The sequence below is a fragment of the Rhizobacter sp. P2_G4 genome (assembly GCF_056403575.1).
Genome location: NZ_JBFUFG010000003.1, coordinates 135793 through 161098, shown reverse-complemented (window position 1 = coordinate 161098; position 25306 = coordinate 135793). Strand labels below are relative to the sequence as shown.

Genomic DNA, 25306 nt, shown 5'->3' with positions numbered 1-25306 from the left:
GCAAGCAGTCGTTGGACGACGTCTTAGTCGCAAAGCTGAAACGGCCTCGGGCTCTTGCCACCTGGATTGGGGGGTTAGCCAGGGCCTGTCCGTATCACTCCGATGAGATGATCTCCTAGGACAAGGGACTCCCGAGACACATCTGGGGCAATCGAGGACAACATGAATTCAAAACTTGTGGCAGCCCTTATGGCATGCCTACTCACGGCCTGCGGCGGTGGGGGCGGCGGCGCACCTGCTGACGTTGGGAATGGAAATGGCAATGGCGCCACAACTGGACTCGTACCGATAGCCTCAGCGGCGGGTGTCACGCTGTACGCTAACGCAGCCGATCTGCGACCTTTGATCGACGGCGCCCGGTGGCAGTACCGTGGCGTTCGGAAGGATGTCGATGGCAGCACGCTCACTCGCTACACGTCGTCCGTCAGTCAGAACTCGGCCAGTGGCACTGTCCAAGAAGCCGAGAACCAAGTATTTCTAGATGGGGACGAAACGACGGCAATTGCGCTGAGCGCGGGGAACGTCATCGTCCGGGCCAGGGATCCACTGGGTGTGGGCAGCGACGATGTCGTGGCGATGACGGAGTTGCGTTCGCCGGTTCGGGTCAACGATCAATACACGCAGTACGAGCACATCGATCTGCCGACGGGCGTCGATGTCGATGGTGACGGCAGGGCTGACGTTGCAGATGTGGCGATCTATTCTCGGGTGCAGGGCGATGAAAGCGTCGACCTGAGTGAGCTGGGCCGCACGGTGACGGCGTTGAAGGTAGAAACGACCCTCCTTGTGCGTGTGAAGAACTCGTCGAACGGCGCGGCGAGGCCAGTCATATCGCAGGTGCAGACTCAGTGGTACGTTGCCGGCGTCGGCATCGTTCGCCGCACTCTGAGCGCTGTCGCCACCAGCGGCATCGGTCCAGTCGCTTACGACGAACTGCTTTTCAGTTGGGACGGTGTCACGCAGGGCATTGGCTCAATAGGGCCGAGGGCCGCGATAGTGCCTGGCGCTTCGCCCCTCTTGCTACTGCCACGCCCCCTTGCGGCCACGACGCTGGGTGATCGGGCGCTGCTGCTGTCCGAGAGCCTGCAGGCCAGCGATCCAGGGGCTTTGACCTTTGGCGTCTTCGACAAGCGCGGCATCCTGCAATCGACTAGACAGGTGGCGGGCCTGGGCGACTCGCGCTCTGTCTTTGCCTCGCCGAACTTGTTCGGAGTCGACAGCAACACCGCCTTGCTTGTGATGCCAGTGAGCACGAATCCGGGCGCACTGAAACTGCAACGCGTCGATGCCAGCGGTACTCTGCAGGGGAGCTCGAGCACGGTGAACTTGCTCACCAACAACGTCAATGTGGGGATGGCCTGGGATGGCCAGGTGCTCTGGCTTAGCTGGCTCAGCGCGGGTAGCCAAGTCAGCGACTACGGCAAGCTGATGCTGCAACCCTTTGATCCAGACGGGCTGCCATTGGCCGCGGCGCAGGTTCTGGATACTCCGAGCATGGGCGGCCAGATCAGCGGCGTAGGGCTGAGCGCGGCAGCAGGTCGGTTGCTGATAAGTTGGACCCACGTCGAGTTCAACACGATCGGCTATCACTACGCGATCGTGCTCGGAAGCGGTGGGGTAGCGGACGTGCGAACGTTGGGCACAGTGCCAGCCTCCGGGATTGCGCGGGTCGTCGAACCCGTGCTGGGCAGCGGTGTCGCCGCTCTGCGGTGGAACGGGCCCGTCTTCACGTACTCAGGCTACGGTCCGCTACCGGATTCGCTGCCGCGAGGCGTGACGCTGGACGCGGGATGGAATTCTCAGCGTGGCAACTCGGGCAGCCTCGACAACGAGTTGTTGCCTGCGTCCTGGGTCGGCAGCAACACGCCCGTGCTGACGCGGGCGATCGGTGACCGGCTCGTTGTGAGCAGTTTCATCTACCAGGTAGCGTCTCCGCATTCGGGCCTCACCAGGGACTTCATCCTCACGTCGTTCGTCCAGCCAGGCAGTAGTCCCTTTGCGATGGCCGCAGCTTCGACTTCGGCAATGTCCTTAAGCACAGAGAGTGGGGGCCTAACCAATATCGACCAGTTCGGGCTGCCCGCCTTTGTTTTGCTGTGGGATGACCGGGCGTTAATCATTGGCAGCGACTCGGCAAGAACGATGACGAGTCTGGTCTGGCTGCGATGAGGTTCTGCGGGAGACTGATCCTTGGGATGCATGGTCAGTTCCCGTCGTGCGGCAAGGAATGGTCGATGCGGCGCTCGACGTGTTTTGAGATTGCGCACTCATTCCATCCCTTGGATTTCGGGAGAGCCCGCGATTTTTTGACGAGTTCATCGCCTCAAATGAAACCCGAGAGTCGGTCATTCGCCAACGACCGGTTGTGGCCAGGACTGCGCGTTCGAGGTCGCGCTCTCAAGCTTGCTGGCGTCTTAATAAACCCGCAGCACCTCAAACTGCTGTCGGATTGGAGCGCCCTGTATCGACACCTCATCACCCTCGCATTTACCCAGCATGGCCCTGCCCAACGGGGCTTCGCTGCTGATGACCTGAACGAGTTGGGCGCCGCTGATCAACTTCATGCTGCCCCCATCCGGGCCGAGAAAGAGCTGTTGCTGCTTGCCGTCGGAATCGACCAGGCAGACCAGCGCGCCGAGCTGTATACCTTTGCTGGCGTCGTAGGGGCGCGGGCGGAATTGGCGCCAATTGGCCATCGCCTGGCGAATGGCGTCGGCGCGACGAGCTTGGCCGGTGGCCAGGTAGGCAGCTTCGAGACCCAATGTGTCGTATTTGTTTTCGGCGACGCTTTCTTCGTGAGTCGCCGTTTCATGGGCCGCCCGGGCTGCCTGTTCGGCTTGCAGCAGGTCTTCGGCGAGCCGTCCCAGCACCTGTTGCTGAAGCAATGATTTATCCATGATGAAAGGTTAGGCATCTCGAACAAGCGGGGTCTGATCTTGATTATCAAGGGCTCCACCAATCTAGCGAATGGGTCACGGCGCCACGAACGGTGGCGCCGCTCACGCGGGTCTAACGGCTTGTTTTCGACACGCTGGCTTCGCTGGTAGCCTTCAATCGTGTCAGCCAGTCCTGAAGCGCACCGTCCAGGAGGGGTTGGAGCGATGCCGCGTTGGCCCGCACGACCTCGCCACTCCATGATTCCTCGGTGCTCACCTTGACGCCCTGTGCAGTCTCGGTGAACTGCCAGACGTGGACGGCGTCGATGCCTTGCGCGGGGCCTGTCCAGACGATGCGGCGCAGCGGTGCGAGTTCCTGCACGGTCGAGGTGATCTGCAGGCCACCTTCTTCCCACTTGAAGGCCGAGCCGACGGCCAGTTCGCCGTCGAAGCGAGCTGCCGTGACGGTTGGCCGCCACGTGGTCCAGGACGAGATGTCGGTCTGAATCTTCCAGATCGTCGCGAGCGGAGCATTGATCATGATCTCCTGACGGGAGATGACCGGTGCCTCCGGGTCGATCCCCCTGACCTGTGCCGCGCGCGCATCGCCGATCTGCAGAAATATGCTGAGTGCCGCAGCGAGCACAGCTCCGGCCGCGGTGCGTGCGGCCAGACTCCAGCGGACCCACATCGAGCCATTGAGGCCCGAACCTTCCACCATGCTGTTGTTTCCCATGTTGACTCTCCAAAGAAGTTGCGATGGAGGAAGTCTGGGCGTGGCTGAGTTCCAATGGAATTGCTCAAAGGTGCTGAGCGTCCATGCATTTTTGTATGGCTAGGCTTATCGTGAAACTGCCGACTCGTTGCCGCGGCCTGAGTACCTCGTCAGGCAGCCGAGCAGCGGACACTGCCGCACACAGTCAACCCTGCTCGGGGCGCGTCACCCGGTTCGTCCACCCGAGCTTCTTAGCAAGCTAACGGCTCCGCCGGCCAATGCAGCCAACGCCGCGAGCGCCAAACCCCAGTGCACAGCGTGCGGTGGTGCCCACAGCGCGAACAGAAGTCCCATCAGCAGGCTGCCGAGCGTCAACCCGGTCAGCCGCGCAGTCCCCTGCGCACCTCCGGCCGCTCCGCTGCGTTCTTTCGGCGCGGCGAGCAGCATGTTCTGGTTGTTCGGTGTCTGAAAGAATCCGAAGCCGAGACCTGCCAGGCTTGTGAAGATCGCCATCGGCAGCTGAGCGTCCCCCTCGATAGGCCAGACCGCGCACAACGCCAGGCCGATCGAGAGGCACCCACCTCCGAAGGCGCAAAGCCACGCGGTCGGCACTCGTTTGGCCAGGCGCGCCGACAACGGCGCAGCCAACATCACTGCCAGGGGCCACGGTGTCATCAAGGCACCGGTGGCCATCGTGCTCAGGCCCAGCTCGTGCTGGAAGTAGAACGGCAGCGCCAAATAGCCGATCATCTGCCCGGTGAAGCAGCACACCGACGCGACGATCGACAACCGAAACGATCGCACCCGCAGCAGATCCAGCGGGATCAGCGGTGCCGCCTTCGGTTTCTCGCGCCGTACCAGCAGAACCATGGAGCCGGCCGACACGGCGAGCAACACACCGCCGGACCACGGTGACGACGGCAGCCAATCGCTGCCTAGCACGAAGGCGGCGAACATGATCGCGTTGAGCGCGATGCTCCCGAGGTCAAGGCGAAGCCCGGTGCCTTGCGGGCTCGGCAACCTGGCACAGGCGGCCAGTACCAGAGCGCCGACGGGCAGATTCACCGCGAAGAGCCACGGCCAGCTCGCGACCGACAGCAAGCCGGCGCCGACGGCCGGCCCCGCCGCTGTAGCGCCAGCGACTGCCAGCGCGTTCCATGCGATCGCCTGACCCAGCAATCGACGCGGATAGGTGAAGCGCAACAGCGCAAGACCCAGCGGCATGACCGCCGCGCCGCCCAGCCCCTGAAGGCATCTTGCCGCCACCAGCCAAGGCAACGACGGCGCCAGCGCGCACAGCACCGACGCCGCGGTGAACAGTGCGACGCCGCCGGCGAACACACGGCGATAGCCCAATCTCTCGCCGACAGCGGACGCGGGCAGCAGGAACATCACGACGGCAAGCTGATAAGCGGTGACGATCCAGACAGCGTCGGCCGGCGCGGCCTGCAACTGCTGAGCAATGCTCGGCAGCGCGACGTTGGCGATGGCGCCGTCGAGCACCACGAGCACGCCCGCGCCGAGGATCGCGGCGACGGCTGCGTAGCGCCGCGGCAGTGGCAGACCATCAAGCTCGTTCGCCGCGCCGGGCTCGGTGCGGCGAGAGCCCATGGGAGAGTTGGATTCGAGGACAGGTGACAGCATGGTGTGGACCAGAGGGCACGCTCGATCGCGCCACATCAGCATAGGTCGACGATATCGGCCCAGACAGAGCGCGGTGCGCATCTTGTTCATGCATGCGACGCCTGCCCTGCTTCACCAAACCGTGCTAGCTTCAGCGCATGCCCACTGACGCAGACCTCAACCTTCTCATTGCGTTGAACGCCCTGCTCTCCGAGGGCAGCGTCTCCAGAGCAGCCGAGCGTTTGGGTCTGAGCGAATCAGCCATAAGCCGCACGCTGGCGAGACTGCGTGAAGCGACGGGCGACGAGCTCCTGGTGCGTGCAGGCCGGGCCATGGTTCCCACACCGCGTGCGCTGGCGCTGCGCGAGGGAGTCAAGAAGTTGGTCGAGGAGGCAAGTGCTGTACTTCGGCCCGCCGGCCCCAACCTGAACTTGAGCGCGCTCGAGCGCATGTTCACCGTGCGGGCCAATGACGGCTTCATCGAGGCCTTTGCGCATCTGCTCGCGGCACGCACCGCACGCGAAGCGCCCGGTGTGCGCCTGCGATTCGCGCCCAAGCCCGACAAGGACGTGCGCCCGCTGCGGGAGGGATTGATCGATCTCGACGTCGGCGTTCTCGACGAGTCTGGCCCCGAGGTGCGCGTTCAAACACTCTACCGGGACCACTTCATCGCCGTCGTGCGACAGGGGCATCCGCTACTGGCCGACGGCGAGATAACACCCGAGCGATATGCCGCCTGTGACCATGTGGTCACGTCGCGCCGGGGACGGATCACAGGCCCGGTGGACGACGCGCTCGCCGCCACTGGATTGACGCGCAATGTCGCAGTCGTCGTTCCCAGCTTCGGCACCGCGCTGTCGACTGCGGCCGCCACCGACATGGTGGCGCTGATACCCGCGTCGTACTTCGAACACCAGAGAGCAAGCAGCGCCATGCGCTCGTTCGAGCTCCCGGTACCGACGGAGCACATCACCATATCGCAGATGTGGCACCCGCGACTGGATCGAGATTCAGCACACCGATGGTTGCGCAGCGTCGTGCTCGAGGTGTGCCGGCAACGCCTCGCGACAATATCTTGAAGTGCGATCGCCGCCGCGAGCGGTGCAGCACGCGTTCAGCTCAGCTTCAGGCCTCGCCGCGGTATGGGGCCTGCACTTCCCGCTGACCGCGCGATCGTGTAGGACGATCACGCAACCCGCCCTTCTGCCCCCGCGAACGGAACACCTCTTGCCAGTTTGATGCGCCGGCCTCGATCAGACCTTGATCGATGGGCGACGAATTGTTCACATCAAACTGAAGGAGATTCGCACATGCAAAAGCTACTCAAGCAGACCCTCGTGGCCGCAGGAGCCGTGGCCGCCACCGTGGCCATCGGGTTGAGCTATGCCCAGTCGGGTGGCACCACTTCGGGCGATGCGGCCGCACCGGCGACCACCGCGCCCGGCACCACTGACAGCTCAAGCACGAGCACCACCCCTGCGACCAGCGGAGCGCCTGACAGCAGCACTACTGCGGCTCCTGCTGCAACGATGGACAGCAGCACAAGCGGCAGCACGACTGCAGCCCCTGCCAATGACAGCAGCACGAGCAGCGGTACATCCTCCAGTGATTCCGCACCAGCGGCAGCTCTGGCTCCACGCGCCGACCGCAACTGACGCTTGAAACGGTTCAGGTGGGGCAGCGCGACGGTTCGCGCTCCCTGCCGGTTCCGCGCATCAGTTCGCTTCGGGTGCCGCACCTGAGCTGATGGTCATCGAGAAAATCTCACACGAGATCATGCTCACTGCTTTACCGATGTAGAGGATTTACCGGTGCCGAGCGCTGCTCAATGCGCAGCAGTCGCTTCGACCAACGAAGCATCGATGCGATAGCCCGTCGTGCCCATCGACGATTCGCCTCTAGCCACACTCAAACGGCCGCTGACCGAGACGATGTCCATCGACTGCACGCCGCTCAGTGACCGCGTAGCCCGGACCTCGACGATCTGGTTTGCAGGCGGCGGTGGCGAATGGATGCAGGCTCCGAAGTAAGGCACCAGCAGAAACTCTTTCAGCTCGCCTTCGCTTTCTTCGAGCGGGACGACATAGCCGGTGAGACGAATGTCGCGCTCGTCCATCGCGTCCACCGTGGGCGCGTGGTCCCAGATGGCGCGCATGAGGCGTTGCCCGTTGGCGTCGGAGTCGTCCATCACTCCTTTGTTGCTGGCAAGAAAGCGCTTCATCGGGTCCCAGTCTGGCGGGATCAGGGCCTCCCAGCGAATCTCGGCATAGACGCGCGGTGTTGAATCGGCTTGCTGCCGAGACCTCAGCATGTGAGTCGCCACCGTGGCCCCGAGCGCCACTGCTGCAACGCACGACGCGGCAAGCAGCGCAAGGACCACGCGGCGTTTCATGGCTACGGCGCCCGCACCTGCAAAGCGGCCAGCAGCGTGGATGCGTTGTGATCGAACATGCGCAGGTAGGTGTCGCCGGCGGTGCCGGGTGGCGACAAGGCATCCGAGTACAGCGTGCCGCCGACACGCGCACCGGCCTCGTGGGCAATGCGCTGCACCAGCCGCGGATCGCTGATGTTCTCGACGAACACCGCGCGCACGTTCTGCGCCCTGAGCTGCCGCACGATGCGCGACACATCGGCGGCAGATGCCTCGGAGCCGGTCGACCAGCCAACCGCCGAGATGAAGGTCACGCCGTACGCCTCGGCGAAGTATCCGAAGGCATCGTGCGAGGTCACCACGCGCCGGTCGGCAGGCGCGACCTGGCCCAGTCGCTTGCGCACTGACGCGTCAAGCGCATCCACACGCCGGAGGTAGTTGGCACTGCGCTGTTCGATGTGCGCCGTGTGAGACGGCCGCGCCGCCACGAAGGCCGCGCGAATGTTGTCGACATAGCGCCGTGCATTCGCGAGGCTCTGCCAAGCGTGCGGATCGGGCGCGGGACCGAGCAGGCGCGTCGTGATGCCCTTGCTCGCCACGACCACCGGACCGCGGTAGCCCGACACTTGGATCAGCCGTTCGATCCAGCCCTCGAAGCGCAGTCCGTTGACGATCACGAGATCGGCATTGGACAGGCGCTTCACGTCGGCAGGGGTCGGCTCGAAGACATGGGCATCGCCGTCCGGGCCCACCAGCGCGGTCACGTCGACGGCGTCACCGCCGACCTCGCGTGCCATGTCGGCGAGGATCGAGAAGCTGGCGACCACGCGGAGCTTGCGAGCCGGCGCTTGCGCGTGCGCCGATGACATGAGCCACGGGAAAGAGGCAACGGATGAGGCAACAGCGGCAGCGCCCTGCAGCCAACGTCTACGCGATGTGATTACACGAGAACTCATCACGCCACCCGATGCCTGCGCACACCGGACCAGCGGCTGCGCAGGCTGTCACGCGAGCCCAGGCACAGCGACGCGAGGTAGATGCCGCCAGCCACCAACACGATGGCCGGGCCCGATGGCAGGTGCGCGTGGTACGAGAGCAGCAAGCCGGCGTAGCTGCTGGCCATGGCGAACGCGGTTGCGATCGCGCACAGCCTGCCGATGTCATGCGCCCAGAAGCGCGCGGCAATGGCGGGCAGCATCAAGAGGCCGACGGCCATCAGCGTGCCCAGCGCCTGAAAACCACCGACGAGGTTGGCCACCAGCAGCACCAGAAAGATCTGGTGATGCCAACCACCGCGCCCGCCGACGGCGCGCAGAAAGCCCGGGTCGAAGCACTCGATGATCAAGGGCCGCGCCACCAGTGCCAGGGCCAGCAGCGACACGCTCGCAACGCTGGCAATCAGGAACAGAGATGCATCATCGACCGCCAGGATGCTGCCGAACAGCACGTGCATCAGGTCGACGCTGGTGCCGCGCAGCGAGATCAGCATCACGCCGGCGGCCAATGCGATCAGGTAGAAGGCGGCGAAGCTCGCGTCTTCCTTCTGCGAGGTCCAGCGCGTCACGCCGGCGGCCAGCGCCGCCACCAGCAGCGCGGCGATGAAGCCACCCAGGCTCATCGCGGGCAACGACAGGCCCGCGAAGATGAAGCCGATCGCCGCGCCCGGCAGCAGTGCATGCGCCATCGCATCACCCACCAGGCTCATGCGGCGCACCACCAGCAAGGTGCCCAGTGAGCCACCGCTGAGCGCGAGAGCAAGGCAGGCCACCAACGCGCGGCGCATGAAGCCGAACTCGGCGAACGGCTGGATGAACGCCGAGTGAAGCTCCACGGCGAGCGTCATGCCGCAACCTTGTCTTGCGTGTCGCGGCACCATGCGGCGTCGTCATTCCAGGCCTCGGCCATCTGCCGCGCGCGAAACAGGTTCTGTGCCGAAAGCGTCTCGGCAGTCGGCCCCCACGCCACCGGCTCGCGCGCCAGCAGCAAGGTGCGCGGGAAATGCGCCCGGACCTGCTCGAGGTCGTGCAGCACCGCCACCACGGTGCGCGCTTCGCCGTGCCAGCGCCGCACCACGCCCAGCAGGTCTGCGGTGGTGCGGGCGTCGATGGCGTTGAAGGGTTCATCGAGCAGGATCACCGAGGCGTCCTGCAACAACACCCGCGCGAACAACACCCGCTGAAACTGGCCCACCGACAGCTCGCCGATCGAACGCCGCTCGAAGCCAGCGAGGCCCACCGCGTCGAGCGCGGCCTGCGCCTCGGCCCGGTGCTGGCGCGTGGCTTCGCGCCAGCTGCCGAGCCGGCCCCAGTGGCCGAGCATCACGACGTCGAGCACGCGGATCGGAAAGCCGCGATCGATCTCGGCTTGCTGTGGCAGGTAGGCGATGCGCCCGGCGGCGACATCAGGCAGAGAGATGCGCCCGCCTGCCGACTTGAGGCGCCCGATCAGCGCGGCCAGCAGGCTGCTCTTGCCGGCACCGTTCGGACCGACCACGGCAGTCAGCGAGCCGGCCTCGAAGGTGCCCGACAAATGGTGCACGGCCGGGTGCCCGCCGTAGGCCAATGTGAGGTCGTCGATGTGGATGGCGGCACTCATTGCAACATCAGCGAAGTGGGTTCACCGATGGCCCAAACCACGGCCAGCCAGAGCAGGCCCACCAGCACGGCGGCCCCGAGCAGGCGGCGAACGACGCCCGACATCAACAGGCTGCGAAAGTTGGCGGACGTCATCGGTTCGGCTAAAAAATGTAAAGGGCGTTAATGAAAACGGCTTCTCATTATCGTAACATGGGATGATCGCGACTTCAGCGACGCAAAGCCCTTCTCGCCTCCACTCTCCGACATGGAACGCTCCACCCGCCAACGCGCAGCCATCCGCGCCGTGATCGACGCGGCGAAGCGACCCTTGTCACCGCAAGAGGTACTGGCTGCTGCTCAGGCCGATGTGTCGGCGCTCGGGCAGGCCACGGTTTACCGCAACCTGAAGCTGCTGCTGGAAGCGGGCGAGATCCAGGTGGTGAACCTGCCGGGCGACAGCGCGCGCTACGAATCGGCGCAGCACGAGCACCACCACCACTTCCAGTGCAGCGTGTGCGACCGGGTGTTCGACGTGCACCAGTGCCCCGGCAACCTGGCCAAGCTCGCACCCGCGGGCTTCACTGTCGAAAGCCACGAACTCACGCTCTACGGCTGCTGCGCAGACTGCCAGCAGCCGGCCAAGCGGTCCCGCAGCGCACGCGCGCCGCACGGCCACGCCTGATGAATAACACGCTGAACCTGCGCAGGCTGCTCGCCCATGTGGCGCTGGGCCTCCTGCTGCTGTTCTCTCAGCAGCACGCAGTTCAGCACTGGCTGTCGCATGCCGTCGAAGCCACGAAGAACCAGAGCGCGCCCGCCGCCGAACATTGCGAAGCCTGCGATGGCCTGGTGGCCTTTGGTGCCGCACTGCCAGCGCCGCCACCCGCATTCACTGTTTTCGACGGGTTCGAGCACGTTCAGCCGGTCATTCGGCTGACGCAGCCTGTCCTGGCCACCTCCCCGGTGGCCTATCTGTCGCGCGCACCGCCCACCTTGGGTTGAGTCATCGCCCGCCGGCCTGAGCGCCGACTGGCTCTGCACAGCACATCGGCCGTCCAGGCCGCAAATCCGTCCGCATTCACGGCGGCTGCATCGATGTGTTGCTCGACCCCAGGCTTGGCGCCCAGCGCCATGGCCGCCCGCCATTCACAGATTCCCGCAACATGACCTTCCCCTCACGTCCCCACGCGCTGCAGCCCATTGCTGCGGCCATCGCACTCGTGCTCGGCGCCACCGGAGCGTATGCCGACGATGCAACGCCCGCAGCCGATGCAGCCGCGGCTGCTGCCCCAACCCCAGCCACGGCCCAGCAACTCGACCGAGTCGAAGTGATCAGCACCCGCCAGAAGCTCGATGCAGCGCGCAGCTCGTTGTCTCCCGAGACGGGGAGCACCATCTACCGCTTCAGCGACACCGACATCGCCAACATGCCGCTCGGCAACGCCACGCCGCTGAACCAGGTGATCCTGCGCGCACCCGGCGTGGTGGGCGACTCGTACGGTCAACTGCATGTGCGCGGCGACCACGCCAACCTGCAGTACCGGCTGAACGGCGTCGTGATCCCCGAGTCGATCAGCGGCTTCGGCCAGGTGCTCGACACGCGCTTCGCCAACCAGATCAGCGTGCTGACCGGCGCCCTGCCCGCGCAATACGGCTACCGCACGGCCGGCATCGTCGACATCCACAGCAAGGGTGCCGACATGGCCAATGGCGGCAGCATCGACGTGACCGTCGGCAGCCGTGGCCACCGCGAAACCAGCGCCAACGTGGGTGGCACGAGCGGCAACCTGTCGTACTTCGTGACCGGCTCCTACCTGCAGAACGACACCGGCATCGAGAACCCGATGTCGACCAAAAACGCACTGCACGACGAAACCAAGCAGGGCAAGGGCTTCGCCTACCTGAGCTACCTCCTCGACAACGACAGCCGCGTGAGCGTCATGCTCGGCAAATCGCAGAGCAAGTTCCAGATTCCGAACGTGACCGGCGAGTCGCCCACCTTCACGATGGCCGGGGCCGCACCGGTCGCCTCCGAAGACCTGAACGCCAACCAGCGTGAGCGCAACGACTTCCAGGTGGTTTCGTTCCAGTCCAGCTTCGACAAGAACGTCGACTACCAGGTCTCGCTGTTCCGCCGCTACAGCGACGTGCACTACCAGCCCGACCCGGTCGGCGACCTCACCTACAACGGCGTGGCCGCCGACGTGCTTCGCAAGAACACCGCCACCGGCATGCAGTTCGACTTGAGCGACCGCCTCAACGCGCAGCACACTCTGCGCGCGGGCCTCTTCCTGCAGCACGAGCGCGGCACGGTCGCCAACGAATCGACGGTGTTCCCGGCCGATGCCGACGGCAACCAGACCAGCACCACGCCGGTCACGATCAGCGACAACGGCTCGCTGAGCGGCAACCTCTACGGCATCTACTTGCAAGACGAATGGCAGCCGAGCAAGGCGCTCACGGTGAACTACGGCGTGCGCTATGACAAGGTGTCGACCGTGGTCGACGAATCACAGCTCAGCCCGCGCATGGGCCTCACCTACCAGCTGGGTGACGACACCCGCGTGCACGCCGGCTACGCCCGCTACTTCACGCCGCCGCCCACCGAGAAGATCGACATCACCTCGATCGATAAATTCCAGGGCACGACCAACGCCCTGCCCTCGGATGCGAACACTGCCGTTCGCTCGGAACGGTCCGACTACCTGGACGCCGGCATCTCGCACCAGCTCACGCCGCGCGTGACGCTGGGTCTCGATGGCTATTACCGCAAGGTCCGCCACCTGCAGGACGAAGGCCAGTTCGGCAACGCCCTAATCTACTCGGCCTTCAACTTCGAGAAGGCCAAGGTCTACGGCGTCGAGTTGTCGGCCTCCTACAAGGACGAACGCCTTTCCGGCTACGCCAACCTCACGGTCTCGCGCGCGCTCGGCAAGGGCGTCGAGACGGGTCAGTTCAACTTCGAACAGGACGAGCTCGACTACATCGCCAGCAACTGGGTCCACCTCGACCACGACCAGACCGTGGCCGTCTCGACCGGCGTGTCGTACCGCTTCGGCGACAGCACCGTGGTCGGCGGCGACGTGCTCTACGGCAGCGGCCTGCGCAACGGCTTCGCCAACTCGGAGCACCTGCCCAGCTACACGCAGGTGAACGCCTCGGTGGCCCGGCCGTTCGATCTCGGCTCGTTCGGCAAGGTCGACACGCGGGTGTCGGTGCTCAACCTGTTCGACCGCAGCTACCAGCTGCGCGACGGCAGCGGCATCGGCGTTGGCGCACCGCAGTACGGCCCGCGCCGCACGCTGTACGTCACCCTGAGCAAACCGTTCTCGTTCTGACCCGCGATCGACTGGAGTCCATTGCCATGCATCGTTCATTGCAAATCTCATGGGCGGCTGCGGCACTCGCCGCGTGCTTCGCGGCGTCTGCCGCCGAGCCCGGCGCTCATGTCCATGGCGCCGCCGAACTGCGTGTCACCGTCGATGGCAACCAGCTCGACATCGCGCTGGAAAGCCCGCTCGACAACGTGCTCGGCTTCGAACACGCGCCGCGAACCGACAAGGAACGCGGCGCCGTTCGGGCAATGGCCGCGAAGCTTCGCCAGGCGCAGAGCCTCTTCGTGCCCACGGCCGCAGCGCAGTGCAGCTTGTCGTCGGTCCAGCTCGAATCGGGTGCGCTGGCGCCCGAGCTGCTCGGCGAACCCAAGCCGGCTCAGCCCGAGGCCAGGAAGGATGAAGATGGCCACGCCGACCTCGACGCCAGCTTCGGTTGGCGTTGCGCAGCCCCCGAGAAGCTGACCGGCATGGACGTTCGCCTGCTGCAGGCCTTCCCGGGCTTTCGCAAGCTGAACGTGCAGGTCGTCGGGCCGAGAGGCCAGTCGTCCACCGTGCTGTCGCCGAGCGAGCGCACAGTCAAGTGGTAGGCCCCGCGATGCCGCAGCCGCTGGTGAGCGTCGACCAATTGCGGTTCCGCTGGAACCGCAACCAGCCACCGTGCGTGGACATCGAGCACTTCGAGGTCCACGCCGGCGAACGCATCTTCCTGCACGGGCCCAGCGGCAGCGGCAAGAGCACGCTGCTGGGCCTGCTCGGTGGCGTGCTGGTGGCAGAGCATGGCCAGGTCAGCATCGCCATCGATGGCCAGCCCACCGATCTCGAAGCCCTGGGCAGCGCCGCGCGAGACCGCTTTCGCGTCGACCACATTGGGTTCGTCTTCCAGCAGTTCAACCTGATCCCGTACCTCAGCGTGCTCGACAACGTGTTGCTGCCCTGCCGGTTCTCGGCACGGCGCAACCAGAAAGCCGGCCCAGCGCCGCAAGCCGAAGCACGCCGCCTGCTGCGGGCGCTCGACCTAGCGCCTGAGCTGACGGAGCGGCCAGTGACGCAGCTGTCCGTCGGCCAGCAGCAGCGAGTGGCCGTGGCGCGTGCGCTGATCGGCCGACCCGAGATCGTGATCGCCGACGAGCCCACCTCGGCGCTCGACGCGCAGCGCCAAGACCGGTTTCTCGACCTGCTGCTGCAGGAGTGCGCGGCCTCCAACGCCAGCCTGCTCTTCGTCAGCCACGACCGGCGGCTGGCATCGCACTTCACGCGCGAGGTGGCGCTGCATGAACTCAACCGCGCAGCCAGCGTGGTCGAGGAGGCGGCGTCATGAGGTACCTCTTCCGGCTGGCGCTGGCCAGTGCCTGGAACCGCCGCGCCACGCTCGGCCTCACGGTGATGGCGATCGCGCTGTCGGTGACGATGCTGCTCGGCGTGGAACGCGCACGCGTTGCAGCGCGAGAAGGCTTCGAGCAGTCCGTCTCCGGCACCGACCTCGTGATCGGCGCGCGCACGAGCCCCGTGCAGCTGATGCTCTACGCCGTGTTCCGCCTCGGCGAGGCGACGAACAACGTGCGCTGGAGCAGCTTCGAAGCCATTGCCGCCAACCCCGCCGTGGCCTGGGCGGTGCCGGTGTCGCTGGGCGATTCACACAAGGGCTTTGCCGTGCTGGGCACGAGCACCGGCTACTTCGAGCACTTTCGATACGGCTACCGCAAGCCGCTGACGCTGAGCGCCGGCCGCGCGTTCAGCGGCACGCTCGACGGCGTGTTCGAAGCCGTGATCGGTGCCGACGTGGCCGACTCGCTTCACTACGGCTTGGGCCAGCACATCACGCTCAGCCATGGCGCCGGCGGGCCAGGCTTGGCCGAGCACGCAGACAAGCCGTTCACGGTGGTCGGCATCCTTGCGCGCACCGGCACGCCGGTGGACCGCACGGTGCACATCAGCCTCGAAGCGATCGAGGCGATCCACCTCGACTGGCAGGCCGGTGCGCCGATCCCGGGCCTGGTGATCCCGCCCGAGTACGTGCGCAAGTTCGACCTCAAGCCCAAGACCATCACCGCGATGCTGGTCGGCCTGAAGAGCCGCGGCGCCGTGTTCAAGGTGCAGCGCGACGTCAACCAGTTTGCCGCCGAGCCGCTGCTGGCCGTGTTGCCCGGTGTGGCGCTCGACCAGCTGTGGCGTGTGGTCGGCGTGGCCGAGCGGACGATGCTGGCGGTGTCCGCGATGATCGTCGTTATCGGGTTGGCCGGCATGGTGGCCGTGGTGCTCGCAAGCTTGAACGAGCGCCGCCGCGAGCTGGCGATTCTTCGCTCGGTGGGTGCCGGGCCGCGGCACATCGCCACGCTGGTGGTGGCCGAGAGCGTGGCCGCCACCGTGGCGGGCTCGGCGATCGGGCTGGCGCTGCTCGCCGTGATCGCGCTGTTTGCCGGCCCCTGGCTGGAGTCGAATTTCGGCATGACGATCCACGCGTGGGTCGCATCGTCCGGCGAATGGCCGCTGCTCGGCGGCGTGTTGTTGGCCGGCCTGCTGGCCGGCGCGATCCCCGCGTGGCGTGCGTGCCGGTTGGCGCTCGCCGATGGTCTGTCTCCCCGCTTGTAGGAGTTGCACGATGAAGCACTGGACCCTTCTGCTCGCCGCCGCGATCGCGGCTCACACCGTTTTGCCGACGCCGGTCTTCGCGGCCGACAAGGCGGCCTCGTCACCCGGCTACCGCGTCGGCGACAAGCTCGCGCCGGCCGCCAAGGCCAACGCCAAGGCGGGCGACTTCAAGGTCACCGAATGGGACTCGCTGATGCCCAAGGACTGGGACCCGATGAAAGGCGTCAGCGTGCTCAGCCTCGGCCGCATGCAGGACGGCGACCCGCAAGCCATTGCTGCACTCGAACGCCTGAAACGCTCGTGGGACACCGCGCCCACCGAGCCGGCAATGGACAACACGCGCATCCGCATCGCCGGCTTCGTGGTCCCGCTCGACGCCGAAGGCGAGACCCTCCACGAGTTTCTCCTTGTGCCGTATTTCGGCGCCTGCATCCACACCCCGCCGCCGCCCGCCAACCAGGTCATCCACGTGACCTTGGCCACGCCGGCCAAGGGCATTCGCATGATGGACGCGATCTGGGTCAGCGGCCAGCTGCACACCGGCATCAGCGACACGGCGATGGGCACCTCGGGCTACCGCATGGATGGGCAGGCCGTGTCGCTCTACCAGGGCAAGCGTTGACCCGGTGACCGGCGTGGTGCCCCTGAATTGCGCATGAACACCACCCGGCGCTTCTGGCTGACGCGCGCGGTGCCTGCAGTGGCCGCGCTCGCGGTGCTGGCCGTGCTCCCCGGTGATCTACGGCATCGGCATGCGCAAGCCAACGCAGCACGCAGCTACCGGCTCATCCGCTGGTGGGAGCTGACGCCCAAGGAGTGGGACCCGACCAAGCGCTTGCGCGAGCTGGACCTCAACGCGATGAAAGACGGCGACCCACGGTCGCAGCGCTTTCTGCAGGACATGCGCGCCACCTGGGACAACGCACCCACCGTCAGCGCACTGAACGGCGAGGCCGTGCGGCTCGTCGGCTACATCGTGCCGCTGGATGGGCCCACTGCCGAACTGCGCGAGTTTCTGCTCGTACCGTACTTCGGCGCCTGCATCCATTCGCCACCGCCTGCGGCCAACCAGATCGTGCACGTGACCCTGCCCGAGGCCGTGAAGGGCTTCGAAGCGATGGACATGGCGCAGGTCAGCGGCATCATGAAGACGATGCGCCAGGATTCGCGCATGGGCGTCAGCGGGTACCACATCGCCGCGGTGGACATGGAGCGCTACGTGCCGCGCCAGTGAGTTGGGGAATGCCACCCGCCACTACACTCGCTCGTCGCAAGCAACCGGAAGAACGCATGACGAGTTATGTGGAAGGCGCCTTGGTCAAGGACGAGAAGATCGTGCACCTCGGGCACATCAGCCTCTGGTCCTTGTGGCACCTGATCGCGTTGGGGCTCGTGCTGCTACCGGCCTTTGGCCTCGGGCTCATCTTCTTGATCATGGCCTACGTGCGCTACAAGACCACCGAGTTGGCTATCACGACGCGGCGCGTCATCGTCAAGCACGGCTTCGTTCGCCGGCGCACGGTCGAGATCAACATCAACAAGGTCGAAAGCATCCAGGTCGACCAGGAGATCCTCGGCCGCCTGTTCAACTTCGGCACGCTGGTGATCGCCGGTGCCGGCGAGCCACAAGCGCCCATCACCGGCATCTCGTCGCCGATGGAGTTCCGCAAGGCCTTCATCGAAGCGCAGGACCAGGCCAAGGGCGGCACGCTGTAATCCAGAGGCCATCGCGCCACCATGGCACTGCATCGATGGAATGGGATCACAATCCTCCATTGCGCTCTGCGCCCTCTGGTGAAGTCGAATGCCACAAGAACCGTTTTTCCACGTCGAGTCGGGCGCCGTCCGATTCTGGATTCCGATCAACGGCGAGATCATGGGTGCGAGCATCAGCCGCGAGACGCTGCACCGCCGCTTCAGGCCGACCGCCAAGGACGACGACCCGCTCGAGACTTACACCGCCAACGCGGCCGACATCGCCGCTGCGGTGGCGCGCCGGGTGGCGCAAGGCTCCATCGAGCCGGTGATGCTTCGCGAGTACGACCTGCGCGAGCCGGGTGAGCCACTCCGGTAGGCACGCCCTGCTTGCCAGCGCTGAATAAATCATTCAGCGCCTTGGTGGCGGCGGCGCTTTAAGCTGTCGCCACATGAACACTCCCAAGATCATCGGGCTGGATGCGGACGACACGCTCTGGCACAACGAAACCCTGTTTCGCCTCACCCACGACCGCTTCAACACGCTGCTCGCGCCCTGGGCCGATGCGGCGCAGGTGGAAGACGCGCTGGCCGCTGTCGAGCGGCGCAACCTCGGCACCTACGGCTACGGTGCCAAGGGCTTCACGCTGTCGATGCTGGAGACAGCGCTCGAGCTGAGCGATGCGCGGGTGCCTGCCTCCGTGCTGGCTGAAATCCTGAGTTCGGGGCGTGAGCTGATGCGCCACCCGGTCGAGCCGTTGCCCGGCGTGCCGGAGGCCCTGGAGAGGCTGGCCACCGTCGCACCGCTGGTGCTCATCACCAAGGGCGACATGTTCCACCAGGAAAGCAAGCTCGCCGCGTCAGGCCTGGGCGCCTTTTTCTCTGGCGTGGAAGTGGTGAGCGAAAAGACCACCGACACCTACCGGCGAGCATTTTCACGCCATGGAGTGGCGCCGCACGATGCGTTGATGGCCGGCAACTCGGTGCGCTCCGACATCCTGCCCGCCCTCGACGCCGGTTGCGCCGCGGTGCTCATCCCCTACCCGCTCGTCTGGGCTCACGAGGCGGCGCAGGCACCGGCGGATCACCCGCGTTATCGCCAGTGCGACTCGCTGGCCGAGATGGCCGACTGGCTGGCCGGTGACGCTGCGTGAGTGATGTTCGGCCTCTCCTGCTTCGAGATGCTTTCCACCAGCCGCACGAAGCTCCCGTCCGACAGCTGAAAGCGCACCCAGCGCATGTCGCAGGCGAAGATCGCCAGCTCGTCGCTCTCGCGGGCTCCGGTGTGGAACTCGATCGCCGGCGGAGTGGGGCCGAACCAGCCGTGGTCGGCCAATTGGCCTTCGGCCCGGACGATGTCTTCGCTGGCGTAGCGCCACAGCGAGGTGCCCATCAGCCGGCTCGTCGGCACCTTGAACTGCGCCTCGCGCGCGCGCGACGCCGCGAGCAGGCGGTGCGTCAGGTCGCAGATCAGGTGAACCGGTGCGGCAGATTGCTGCACCAGCCTCGCCAGCACGCGGTCGGCGTCACTGTCCAGACGCGCGGCCATCAGGGAGCGCAGGCGCTCGGCTTCTTCGAGCGACGGGGGAGTCTGGCCGTTTTCCCAGCGCGAGACGGTGGCCTGCGACACCCCCAGCAACTGCGCCGCGTGCAACTGCTTGATGCGCCGCAACGTGCGCCAGGTGCGCAGAGAGCGCCCCAACGCACGTTCGTCGCCACTGCGGATCTGAAGAGGCGTGGACATGCTGGCGGTGATGTTACCGCCGTGAATCCGGCCCTCGGCCGCGCGCGGGCGGCCTCATGACGAAAGCGCCCTCGCCCTGGCCGGTGGTCGTGCTGCTGTACCTGTGCGGCCTGCTGGCGGCGGCGCAGCTCGGCAAGTTGTCGGCGTTGGCGCCGCTGATCGCAAGCTCGCTCGACCTGAGCCTGCCGGTGGTGGCGATTGCGATCTCGCTGATCGAGGTGGGCGGCGCCACGCTCGGTGCAGTGGCCGGCCTGTTGGCGCACCGGCTCGGCCTGCGGCGCACCTTGTACGGCGGCGTGGCTTGCCTCGCGCTGGCGGGCCTCGGCGGCGCCTGGGCACAAGGTGTCACCGGTCTCTTTGGCTGGCGGCTGCTGGAGGCTGCGGGCTACCTCGGCGTGATCGTCAGCGCGCCCGTGTTGATCGCCCACCATGCCGAGGCCTTCGGCGCGCGCGTGCAAGGGCTGGCTTTGACCTTGTGGAGCACCTTCGTGCCGGCCGGCCTCGCACTCGGCGCCTGGGCCAGCGCCCGCATGGCCGCCGCATGGGGTTGGCGCGGCGCGATGACGGCAGGCGGCATCGTCGTCGTGGCCTTGTGGGCCGTGTTGTGGCGCGCGCACCTGCCCGACCACGCGGAAGCGCCGGTCGCCACCCGGCGTGCCACCATCAAACTCCCCCCGGCGATGTGGTGCCTGGCCCTCGGCTTCGGTGCCTTCGCGCTGTTCGAGATCGGCGCGCTCGCGCTGCTGCCGACACTGCTGGTGCGCGAGGTCGGCCTCAGCGCCAAAGCCGCTGGGCAGTGGGCGGCGGTCGCGTCCGTGTCGGGCATCGCCGGCAGCGCCATGGCGGCCTGGCTGCTGCGCCATGGTGCGGGCGTGCGCTGGCCGGTCATGGCATCGCTGGGGCTGCCGCCGCTGCTACTGTTCGGCGTCTTCACCACGGCACCGCAAGCCCACGTGGCCATCGGCCTGGCGGTGTTGCTCAACATGCTGGGTGGCGTGTTCGCCAGCCTCGCCTTCGCCCTGCTGCCTCGCCTGGCCAGCGAACCGGGGCAGATGGTGCGAGCCAACGGCATGCTGGCGCAATGCGGCGCTTCGGGCTCCCTGCTCGGACCGCCGATCATGGCCGCCTGCGTGCAGGCCGGTGGCTGGACGGCAGCGGCGGTCTTCGGGCTCATCGCCTCGTTGGCGGCCCTGCCGCTGGCCTGGCACGCCGCATCGCACCGCGCCGATCGGCTCGCGCTGGATGCAAGCTAGGGTTCAGTTTTGGCCGACGATCCCCGCTACTACGGACTATTCCTACAGCCACGGGTAACCCACGCCGATAGGCCGCAGCATCGGTCTCGACAAAACTTCTGCGAAGGCAACTGAAAGGGAACGACGTGGCAGACGATCTCGGTTCCAGCGGCGGTTCAGCAGACAACCAGGGCGGCTCGCCAGAGGCCGTGCAGGCGCTTCGCGAACGCGCCGAGCAACTCAACGCGACGGCGGAAGAACTCGAAGCTGCACTCGAACAACTCGCGCTTCAAGTCGAGGTGGTTCTGCGACGCTTGCGTGGCGAGGCGATGCATTGAGCCGACGCGCGGTCGCCGCACCGCGCCTCATCGGTAGAAGTGCGACCACCCGAGCAGGAGCACCGCTGCAGCAACGATCCATGCTCCCGTGGCCGCCAGCAAGGTGCCCGTCAGCGAGAACCGCGTGCTGAGCCAATAGACCGCGAGCAGGTAGACCGCGTACGGGATCAGCGACCAGAGACCGAACAACGCCGTGGTCCGCAGATCGGCCGCCGAGCGCTCGGAACCGACGATGTAGTGCGCGATCAGCGCAAAGGTCGGAAATAGCGGCACCAACCCGGCGATGAAGAAGCTCTTGGAGCGCGACAGCAGCGCGATGACCAGCACGGCGGCAGCGCCGAGAAGGCATTTGAGGAACAGCGAGATCAACGGCGCTCTTCCTCGCTTCAGAACGACACGCAGGTACCCGTCCTCACTCGAAGAACGGCCTCCTGCTGAAACTTCATCTTGTACGAGGTGATGATCCCTGCCACCTTCTTGTCGCTGGGTGCGTCGTCCGGATGCACGAGCTGCAGCACGTGCGTCGCCTCGCGAACGATCACGCCGTCTGCGCCGAGCCACTGGCCTGATGCTTCATGCACGGTCAAGCCGTGCGGGAAACGCGGTGTCACCTCGGTCCGGAGAAAGTCCGTCCACTCCTCCGTGGTGACGACGCCATTCGGTTTGCCCATTCCGAAGTACAGCGAGTCTTGAATGGCGAGCTGTTCGCCGCTTTTGCAGTCGAGCCCATGTAGCGTTGTGCACGCGCTGAGCGAGACGCAAAAGATAAGAGCAAGAGAGAAGGCTCAGGCCGCCGCAGGGTTGCCGCCATTCGGCGCCTCGAGAACAGGGCTCGCACCATGATCGCCACGATCACGAGGTTGAGCATAAGGAAGGCCAGCCCTTGCCAACCGGGCCGGCGGAACAGTTCGATGAGCTCGATGGGAACGTAGAGGGCACCGCTGGCGGCCGCAAGCAGCTTCGCCCAAGGCCGCTCGAAGAACAAGCCGTAAGCCTCGACCAGGCGAAGCGAGGCATACGCCGCGCCACCGAGCGCCAGCAGCAGGAGCTTGCTGTCCGCCAGGTTGCTTGCCGCATCGAGAAAGATCTGTGGGTAGCGTGACGCCGGGTTCAGGCGGGCATGTTCGATAAGCATGGTGGCGATGGCACAGATATCTCTGTGCATCAGAGACAGCAAACCCGTGGCCGCGAGCAGCACAGCGACGCCCTTGATTGCCTCGAGTGAAGCCACGACCTGGGATTGTTCTCGTCTGTGCCATTTTGGTAGATGAAAGCCTGAAGACGATTGCCTGGTCAGCGGCCGGTCGCTGCAACTGCTTGAGGCTCAACGTTCGAGATGAGAGGCGTGACCCGGTTTGCCGGGCGACATACTCTCGATTGAAGGGTGTGCACCCAGCATGGGCGCGAACTTATGGAGTGGAAGTCCCCTGTGGGAGTACCGACTTGGGCTCATCATGATGAGCAAGGATAACCACGAGCCGAAGGCAAGGGCAAGGCCGCGAGGGCTTGTCTGGAGGAAGCCGGAGCGCAAGAGGTGCGAGGCGACGGACAGAAACCGCATAGACAAGGCCGAGGGCTGCCAGGCAAGCTGGCACATGACAGCGAAGCCCACCGGTACGCAGCCTGCGGCAAATGCGGCGCTTGTGCACCGACAGTTCGCGTTCTTACCTGGGGAGATCTGCATGGCATGCGGTGCTTGTTGACGGATGACAGACCCGGCACGGACCACACCGGGATGTCAAGGTCCAGGCGCTGCGGCGAGCTGCCCGCTGCATGCGATGAACTGGCAGCAACCATCCCCAACAGCACAGCGCGACGCGCGGTAACGCGCGCCGTGACGACGCAGAAGTCAGCAGAGGTCATAGTAGGTCCACAAGGACTGAAGGACCGAACATCGCAACCACATGGAGGAGCCAAGCGGACCTTGGCATGCCGTTGAACCCGACAGGGTGAGGTATTGCCAGCGGCGAGCGCGTAACCAGCCATGAGTATTGCCGCGATGAACCGCCCACTGCGGACCCGCATGGTGGGTGGTGTGGGGCTGGGGGCTAGAAACCCCCGGCTACCCGATTAGGCATTACGCGCGCCTATGCGGACGAAGCTTTGGCGGCAGGCTTCGGCGGTGGAACAAAGAGATGGTTCTCGACCAACTTGGCTCTCGAATCCACTGGGAGTTTTAGATACGCTTCATAGAGTCGCTGAAAGTATGCGAGCTCGACTTGCTGTAGCTTGGTAAGTGAACCCGTGAGCTTGGCGACGACTCGTTCTGAATACGTGAGACTCAACGACGGTGTGCCGTCGTCTTCTTTGCCCTCGGATAGCTCAAAAAAGCCGTAGTCGACAAAGAATGCATACCAGTCGGGTGGCGGGCTTTGAGGCGCGCGCTTCTGAGTATGGCTATACAGATAAAGGCGATCCGATGTCCTTGCCGCCATGGTGACAAAGAGCTCTCGCGCCTGTGCTTCCAGATCGATGGTGTCTAGTGCAGAGCCGGCACCAGCTGCATCGATATTCTTGTAGATGCCTCGGACGATCTCTTCAATCTTCTCGGACGCGGCGGTGAGCGTTGCGAGCGTTTCGTTGGTAGTAGCTAGCTGCCGGGCCAGCGTGCGACTTTGAAGGTACTCGAAGAACATCCCAGCCCACTGCTTTTTCAGATACTCGAAGATCTCCTTGGTGAGCTTGAACCCGAAGAAGCCATTGTTCGTCGGAGCTTGGCGTACGTGGTCGATGAAGTTGAAGATGTCGATCGCGTTTTCCTGCTTTTCTATCGAGGGGTAGAAGATTTCATTAGCAAAGGGCTTGTCCTTGTTTCGTTGCCAGATGTGATGGTCGTTTAGGACATCCTGCTTTACGAAAGTGAAGATGGGGAGACCTTGCTCTCTAGCTGAGATGTACTCGGCATTTGTTATTGACTTGGTTTTGTCTATCACATACTTGCCTCCGAACCTTCCTCCGATGACGAGGACGAAAAGCTGGCAACTCGAAGTCTCGCGAACGCACGCGACATGTGTGTGGAGGTCTGGGTGGTAGAAGACATCTCCTCGTTCGCTAAGGGCGACCTCGAAGCCGAACGCATTGCAAAAACCGAGTAAACCATCCCGTTCGTCGGCTAGGTCATAGCATGTCGAACTGACAAAGACTCGTGGCGAAGCCATTGATAACCTCCCTCTTGTGCAAATTGCTTGTGTAATGCCTAACGTGTCGTAGGCATAGATACTACGCGCCAGGTTGAGCTTCAAATGCCTGCATACACCCCTTTGTGGATGGATGCAGATGCCCCCGGATGCAATCACTTTTCAGGTGAAATTTCCTGGCTCAGTGCGGCACGTCAAACAGACGAAGCATCCAGCCACATCACCCGCCCTCAACCCCAATCCCCGCCTGCATCCTCGCCAAAGTGTCGCGAATCAAATGCCCCGCGATCGAGAAGCGCGGCGGAATGTTCGGCAGCGCATCCAGCGTAAACCACTGCGCATGCTCGATCTCGCCGGGCTGCGGCACGATCTCGCCGCCCGTCCAGCGTGCGGTGAAAGCGACCATCAGGCTGTTCGGGAAGGGCCAGCTCTGGCTGCCGTAGTAGCGCAGGCCGTCCACGGTCACCGCCACCTCTTCGGCGACCTCGCGGTGCACGCACTCTTCCAGTGACTCGCCGGCTTCGACAAAGCCTGCCAACGCGCTGTACATGCCCGCCGTGTAGTGCGGTGAACGTGCGAGCAGCAGCTCGCCGGGCCGCCACACCAGCGCCATCATCGCGGGGCTCAAGCGTGGGTAGGCGGTGTGGCCGCAGGCGGGGCAGATGCGCGCTCGCTCGCCGGGTTGCAGCGTGGTGGGCGTGGCGCAGACGCCGCAGTACCGATGGGTGCGGTCCCACTCGAGCACCTGTGTTGCGCGCCCGGCCAACGCGCCCAGCGTCGGGTCGAGCGACATCATCGCGGCGCGCAGCGGCATGCGGCGCCAGCCGGGTGGCGACTCGGGCAAGGTCAGCGCCCAGCAGTCCACCGCGGCCAACCTGCCGAGGTAATGGCGCACTGTGGCTTGCGCGATCAGCGCGGTGGCGTCCATCGGCGCGAGCGTGGGCGCCTCGGTGTCCAGGAGCAGCAACTCACGCTGCACGAAGGCAAAGCACCAGGCCTGCGGCGAGCCCGGCTCCACGGGCTGGCTGGCGGGAATGAAGCTCATTCGGTGGCTGTGGCAGTGGACGAGTTCGCC

30 protein-coding genes are annotated in these 25306 nt (G+C 65.3%); 16 read left to right on the top strand and 14 right to left on the bottom strand.

All coding sequences use genetic code 11. The features are described 5' to 3' along the window. Positions 1-162: 162 nt before the first annotated feature. Positions 163-2169, top strand: a complete 2007-nt coding sequence (locus AC1DYS_RS13645) for a hypothetical protein (protein WP_477899931.1) — start codon at positions 163-165, stop codon at positions 2167-2169. Between the two features lie 245 nt (positions 2170-2414). Here the strand turns inward: AC1DYS_RS13645 and AC1DYS_RS13640 are convergent, their stop codons facing one another. The 3 genes from AC1DYS_RS13640 to AC1DYS_RS13630 all read right to left on the bottom strand — a co-directional run bounded on the left by AC1DYS_RS13640 (position 2415) and on the right by AC1DYS_RS13630 (position 5325). Beyond that, entirely contained in the window at positions 2415-2897 is a 483-nt protein-coding gene (locus AC1DYS_RS13640; RefSeq protein WP_477899929.1) for a GreA/GreB family elongation factor, read from the bottom strand. A gap of 112 nt (positions 2898-3009) precedes the next feature. Continuing rightward, on the bottom strand, positions 3010-3612 hold the full coding sequence (locus AC1DYS_RS13635) for an SRPBCC family protein (RefSeq protein ID WP_477899927.1): 603 nt from the start codon (positions 3610-3612) through the stop codon (positions 3010-3012). 204 nt (positions 3613-3816) lie between these two features. Continuing rightward, a complete protein-coding gene (locus AC1DYS_RS13630) occupies positions 3817-5325 on the bottom strand; it encodes an MFS transporter (protein WP_477899925.1) in 1509 nt (502 codons plus the stop codon). Positions 5326-5372: 47 nt separating this feature from the next. Here AC1DYS_RS13630 and AC1DYS_RS13625 point away from each other — a divergent pair, with 47 nt between their 5' ends. Continuing rightward, complete coding sequence (locus AC1DYS_RS13625; RefSeq protein WP_477899923.1) at positions 5373-6293, top strand: LysR family transcriptional regulator; 921 nt, start codon at positions 5373-5375, stop codon at positions 6291-6293. A 231-nt stretch (positions 6294-6524) separates the two neighbouring features. Then, positions 6525-6869 carry a hypothetical protein gene (locus tag AC1DYS_RS13620; protein WP_477899921.1) on the top strand — a complete coding sequence of 115 codons (345 nt, stop codon included), beginning with the start codon at positions 6525-6527 and terminating at the stop codon, positions 6867-6869. A gap of 170 nt (positions 6870-7039) precedes the next feature. On the opposite strand, the gene AC1DYS_RS13615 is transcribed toward AC1DYS_RS13620, so the two are convergent. The 5 genes from AC1DYS_RS13615 to AC1DYS_RS13595 form a co-directional block, all read right to left on the bottom strand. After that, positions 7040-7606: a DUF3299 domain-containing protein gene (locus tag AC1DYS_RS13615; protein WP_477899919.1), complete on the bottom strand. Its 567-nt coding sequence runs from the start codon at positions 7604-7606 to the stop codon at positions 7040-7042. 2 nt (positions 7607-7608) lie between these two features. Next, entirely contained in the window at positions 7609-8454 is an 846-nt protein-coding gene (locus AC1DYS_RS13610; protein ID WP_477899917.1) for a metal ABC transporter substrate-binding protein, read from the bottom strand. A gap of 86 nt (positions 8455-8540) precedes the next feature. Further along, a complete protein-coding gene (locus AC1DYS_RS13605; protein ID WP_477899915.1) occupies positions 8541-9428 on the bottom strand; it encodes a metal ABC transporter permease in 888 nt (295 codons plus the stop codon). Then, positions 9425-10180, bottom strand: coding sequence for a zinc ABC transporter ATP-binding protein AztA (gene aztA / locus AC1DYS_RS13600; RefSeq protein ID WP_477899913.1), 756 nt, complete (start codon positions 10178-10180; stop codon positions 9425-9427). Before aztA ends, AC1DYS_RS13605 begins: the two co-directional genes overlap by 4 nt. Further along, positions 10177-10314: a hypothetical protein gene (locus tag AC1DYS_RS13595; protein WP_477899911.1), complete on the bottom strand. Its 138-nt coding sequence runs from the start codon at positions 10312-10314 to the stop codon at positions 10177-10179. Before AC1DYS_RS13595 ends, aztA begins: the two co-directional genes overlap by 4 nt. Positions 10315-10426: 112 nt before the next feature. Between AC1DYS_RS13595 and AC1DYS_RS13590 the strand changes: the two genes are divergently transcribed. The 11 genes from AC1DYS_RS13590 to AC1DYS_RS13540 all read left to right on the top strand — a co-directional run bounded on the left by AC1DYS_RS13590 (position 10427) and on the right by AC1DYS_RS13540 (position 18934). Beyond that, entirely contained in the window at positions 10427-10843 is a 417-nt protein-coding gene (locus AC1DYS_RS13590) for a Fur family transcriptional regulator (protein WP_477899909.1), read from the top strand. After that, positions 10843-11163 (top strand): hypothetical protein, encoded by a 321-nt coding sequence (locus AC1DYS_RS13585; RefSeq protein ID WP_477899907.1) that lies wholly within the window; start codon positions 10843-10845, stop codon positions 11161-11163. Before AC1DYS_RS13590 ends, AC1DYS_RS13585 begins: the two co-directional genes overlap by 1 nt. Positions 11164-11324: 161 nt before the next feature. After that, complete coding sequence (locus AC1DYS_RS13580) at positions 11325-13499, top strand: TonB-dependent receptor (RefSeq protein ID WP_477899905.1); 2175 nt, start codon at positions 11325-11327, stop codon at positions 13497-13499. A 26-nt stretch (positions 13500-13525) separates the two neighbouring features. Further along, complete coding sequence (locus AC1DYS_RS13575) at positions 13526-14083, top strand: DUF2796 domain-containing protein (protein ID WP_477899903.1); 558 nt, start codon at positions 13526-13528, stop codon at positions 14081-14083. Between the two features lie 8 nt (positions 14084-14091). Beyond that, positions 14092-14814, top strand: a complete 723-nt coding sequence (locus tag AC1DYS_RS13570) for an ATP-binding cassette domain-containing protein (protein WP_477899901.1) — start codon at positions 14092-14094, stop codon at positions 14812-14814. Continuing rightward, positions 14811-16085, top strand: coding sequence for an ABC transporter permease (locus AC1DYS_RS13565; protein WP_477899899.1), 1275 nt, complete (start codon positions 14811-14813; stop codon positions 16083-16085). Before AC1DYS_RS13570 ends, AC1DYS_RS13565 begins: the two co-directional genes overlap by 4 nt. A gap of 10 nt (positions 16086-16095) precedes the next feature. Beyond that, positions 16096-16707 carry a DUF3299 domain-containing protein gene (locus AC1DYS_RS13560; protein ID WP_477899897.1) on the top strand — a complete coding sequence of 204 codons (612 nt, stop codon included), beginning with the start codon at positions 16096-16098 and terminating at the stop codon, positions 16705-16707. A gap of 33 nt (positions 16708-16740) precedes the next feature. Then, positions 16741-17319, top strand: coding sequence for a DUF3299 domain-containing protein (locus AC1DYS_RS13555; RefSeq protein WP_477899895.1), 579 nt, complete (start codon positions 16741-16743; stop codon positions 17317-17319). A 56-nt stretch (positions 17320-17375) separates the two neighbouring features. Next, on the top strand, positions 17376-17801 hold the full coding sequence (locus tag AC1DYS_RS13550) for a PH domain-containing protein (protein WP_477899893.1): 426 nt from the start codon (positions 17376-17378) through the stop codon (positions 17799-17801). Between the two features lie 88 nt (positions 17802-17889). Then, on the top strand, positions 17890-18159 hold the full coding sequence (locus AC1DYS_RS13545) for a DUF1488 family protein (protein ID WP_477899891.1): 270 nt from the start codon (positions 17890-17892) through the stop codon (positions 18157-18159). A 73-nt stretch (positions 18160-18232) separates the two neighbouring features. Then, complete coding sequence (locus tag AC1DYS_RS13540) at positions 18233-18934, top strand: HAD family hydrolase (RefSeq protein ID WP_477899889.1); 702 nt, start codon at positions 18233-18235, stop codon at positions 18932-18934. Here AC1DYS_RS13540 and AC1DYS_RS13535 read toward each other — a convergent pair. After that, a complete protein-coding gene (locus AC1DYS_RS13535; RefSeq protein ID WP_477899887.1) occupies positions 18874-19524 on the bottom strand; it encodes a helix-turn-helix transcriptional regulator in 651 nt (216 codons plus the stop codon). The two genes, AC1DYS_RS13540 and AC1DYS_RS13535, sit on opposite strands and share 61 nt — an antisense overlap. A gap of 56 nt (positions 19525-19580) precedes the next feature. On the opposite strand from AC1DYS_RS13535, the gene AC1DYS_RS13530 reads away from it, so the two are divergent. Both AC1DYS_RS13530 and AC1DYS_RS13525 read left to right on the top strand, forming a co-directional pair. Further along, on the top strand, positions 19581-20777 hold the full coding sequence (locus tag AC1DYS_RS13530) for an MFS transporter (RefSeq protein ID WP_477899885.1): 1197 nt from the start codon (positions 19581-19583) through the stop codon (positions 20775-20777). Between the two features lie 125 nt (positions 20778-20902). Further along, positions 20903-21094, top strand: coding sequence for a hypothetical protein (locus tag AC1DYS_RS13525; protein ID WP_477899883.1), 192 nt, complete (start codon positions 20903-20905; stop codon positions 21092-21094). 27 nt (positions 21095-21121) lie between these two features. Here the strand turns inward: AC1DYS_RS13525 and AC1DYS_RS13520 are convergent, their stop codons facing one another. The 5 genes from AC1DYS_RS13520 to nudC form a co-directional block, all read right to left on the bottom strand. Beyond that, a complete protein-coding gene (locus AC1DYS_RS13520) occupies positions 21122-21463 on the bottom strand; it encodes a GlpM family protein (protein ID WP_477899881.1) in 342 nt (113 codons plus the stop codon). A gap of 17 nt (positions 21464-21480) precedes the next feature. Beyond that, positions 21481-21765 carry a DUF3574 domain-containing protein gene (locus AC1DYS_RS13515; protein WP_477899879.1) on the bottom strand — a complete coding sequence of 95 codons (285 nt, stop codon included), beginning with the start codon at positions 21763-21765 and terminating at the stop codon, positions 21481-21483. Further along, a complete protein-coding gene (locus AC1DYS_RS13510; RefSeq protein WP_477899877.1) occupies positions 21702-22325 on the bottom strand; it encodes a DUF2127 domain-containing protein in 624 nt (207 codons plus the stop codon). The genes AC1DYS_RS13515 and AC1DYS_RS13510 overlap by 64 nt, the downstream gene beginning before the upstream one ends. 856 nt (positions 22326-23181) lie before the next feature. Further along, positions 23182-24252, bottom strand: coding sequence for a DUF4062 domain-containing protein (locus tag AC1DYS_RS13505; protein WP_477899875.1), 1071 nt, complete (start codon positions 24250-24252; stop codon positions 23182-23184). Between the two features lie 199 nt (positions 24253-24451). Beyond that, positions 24452-25276, bottom strand: coding sequence for an NAD(+) diphosphatase (nudC, locus tag AC1DYS_RS13500; protein WP_477899873.1), 825 nt, complete (start codon positions 25274-25276; stop codon positions 24452-24454). Positions 25277-25306 lie beyond the last annotated feature (30 nt).